Source organism: Devosia sp. GW821-FHT12F11 (assembly GCF_058806655.1).
This window is the reverse complement of the sequence record NZ_JBXAPX010000014.1, coordinates 1669-4168: the sequence shown is the minus strand read 5'-3', so window position 1 is coordinate 4168 and position 2500 is coordinate 1669. Positions and strand designations below refer to the sequence as shown.

The following is a 2500-nucleotide window of genomic DNA, read 5'->3' as shown; positions in this document are numbered from 1 at the left end:
ATCCCGAAGTTACGCGTGCAATTTGCCGAGTTCCTTCAGCATAGTTCTCTCAAGCGCCTTGGTATGCTCTACCTGTCCACCTGTGTCGGTTTAGGGTACGGTCTATGTTGGTGGAGCTATTTCCTGGAACCGGCTCATCGCACCCCCAATCCAATAAGGGGATACGAACCCGCGCGATCCGTCACTACCACCAGGCCCACGAATATTAACGTGGTTCCCATCGTCTACGCATGTCTGCCTCGACTTAGGGGCCGGCTAACCCTGCGCTGATTAGCATTGCGCAGGAACCCTTGGACTTACGGCGAGAGGGTCTCTCACCCTCTTTATCGCTACTCATGTCATCATTCGCACTTCCGATACCTCCAGGATCTCTCACGAGTATCCCTTCGCAGGCTTACGGAACGCTCCGCTACCGCTTGCAACAAGTTGCAAACCCTAAGCTTCGGTGCATGGTTTGAGCCCCGTTACATCTTCGCCGCAGGAACGCTTGACCAGTGAGCTGTTACGCTATCTTTAAAGGATGGCTGCTTCTAAGCCAACCTCCTGGTTGTCTAAGCATTCCCACATGCTTTCCCACTTAACCATGACTTGGGGACCTTAGCTGTAGGTCAGGGTTGTTTCCCTCTTGACGATGGACGTTAGCACCCACCGTCTGTCTCCCAGATAGTACTCTCAGGTATTCGGAGTTTGGTTAGGTTTGGTAAGTCGGTGAGACCCCCTAGCCCATCCAGTGCTCTACCCCCTGAGGTATTCGTCTGAGGCGATACCTAAATATCTTTCGCGGAGAACCAGCTATTTCCGAGTTTGATTGGCCTTTCACCCCTAGCCACACGTCATCCCCGTAATTTTCAACTTACGTGGGTTCGGCCCTCCAGTAAGTGTTACCTTACCTTCAGCCTGCACATGGCTAGATCACTCGGGTTCGGGTCTAATCCAACTAACTTGACGCCCTATTCAGACTCGCTTTCGCTGCGCCTACACCTAACGGCTTAAGCTTGCTAGTTAGACTAAGTCGATGACCCATTATACAAGAGGTACGCCGTCACCCAGAACGCGTCTTGGGCTCCGACTGTTTGTATGCATCCAGTTTCAGGAACTATTTCACTCCCCTCGTCGGGGTGCTTTTCACCTTTCCCTCACGGTACTTGTTCGCTATCGGTCGCATGCGAGTACTTAGGCTTGGATAGTGGTCTACCCATGTTCAGACAGGATTTCACGTGTCCCGCCTTACTCGAGGACCAAGATGCTTTCTACCGGTACGGGGCTATCACCCACTATGGCCAACATTTCCATGTTGTTCCCGTTCTTACACCCTGGCCACTGGCCTGGTCCGCGTTCGCTCGCCACTACTAACGGAGTCTCGGTTGATGTCCTTTCCTCCAGGTACTTAGATGTTTCAGTTCCCTGGGTTAGCTCCCTTTCGGGTGACCTAAATGGTCGGGTTTCCCCATTCGGAAATCCTCGGATCAAAGCTTATTCGCAGCTCCCCGGGGCTTATCGCAGCGTATTACGTCCTTCATCGCCTGCATGCGCCAAGGCATCCACTAGATGCACTTAAGGCACTTGATCGTTCTCATTATCTATACCCGCAACGTCCACGGCCCCTCTTGAAAGGCCGTCTGGTCATCGGGCAAAGAACGAAAGACCATGTTTCACAACATGGTCGTTTGATCGGTCAGATCAAAAAAAACCAGAATTCACGTGCTGTCGCTGTCTCTCTCCCAGGGTGTGGGATCAAACAAGCAGCGAAGCATCTCTTTACGATGTCGAAAGATCCGGCCGCCGAACCATCAGGAATTTCCATTGGAAATTCCGGGGGGTTCAAGGCTGCCAAACTTGCTCTCTAACGATGCGACGTTGGTTTCGGTGCTGGGTGGCCTGCCAACCGAAGCTGCTTGAAGCAGCGAAGGTTGGTGGAGCCGGACGGAATCGAACCGACGACATTCTGCTTGCAAAGCAGACGCTCTCCCAACTGAGCTACGGCCCCATGCCATTCCCTGAGGAGTGGTGGGCCCGGGTAGACTCGAACTACCGACCTCACGCTTATCAGGCGTGCGCTCTAACCACCTGAGCTACGGGCCCTCTGGATCACGCCAGAGAGCCAGCAATCAAGCTGGCGAACGCCAACGAGCTGAAAGCTCGCCGCGCTGACGCGTGAATAACGTCGCATGTGAAGAAAGAGAAACGAAGGCGGCGAAGTTCCGCAAAGTGCTGTCTGACTTGACAGCTTTTGTTCCAATGAAAACCCGATAGAGGCAAGCCTCTGAAGGGTAATCCTTAGAAAGGAGGTGATCCAGCCGCAGGTTCCCCTACGGCTACCTTGTTACGACTTCACCCCAGTCGCTGACCCTACCGTGGTCGGCTGCTTCCTTGCGGTTAGCGCACCGGCTTCGGGTAGAACCAACTCCCATGGTGTGACGGGCGGTGTGTACAAGGCCCGGGAACGTATTCACCGCAGCGTGCTGATCTGCGATTACTAGCGATTCCGACTTCATGCACT

The 2500-nt window shown here is 53.8% G+C and carries 2 tRNA genes and 2 rRNA genes (2 of these 4 running past the window's edge); all 4 read right to left on the bottom strand.

The annotated features are described in order from the left end of the window. Positions 1 to 1569 (bottom strand): 23S ribosomal RNA (locus AC1ROK_RS27035) (it extends 1160 nt beyond the left edge of the window). A gap of 342 nt (positions 1570 to 1911) precedes the next feature. Beyond that, positions 1912 to 1987: transfer RNA gene (locus AC1ROK_RS27030), tRNA-Ala, on the bottom strand. 18 nt (positions 1988 to 2005) lie between these two features. Beyond that, positions 2006 to 2082 (bottom strand) — tRNA-Ile (locus tag AC1ROK_RS27025). Positions 2083 to 2281: 199 nt separating this feature from the next. Next, positions 2282 to 2500: ribosomal RNA gene (locus tag AC1ROK_RS27020) — 16S ribosomal RNA — on the bottom strand; it runs 1362 nt beyond the window's last position. Together the 16S and 23S rRNA genes with 2 tRNA genes alongside form the textbook arrangement of a ribosomal RNA operon.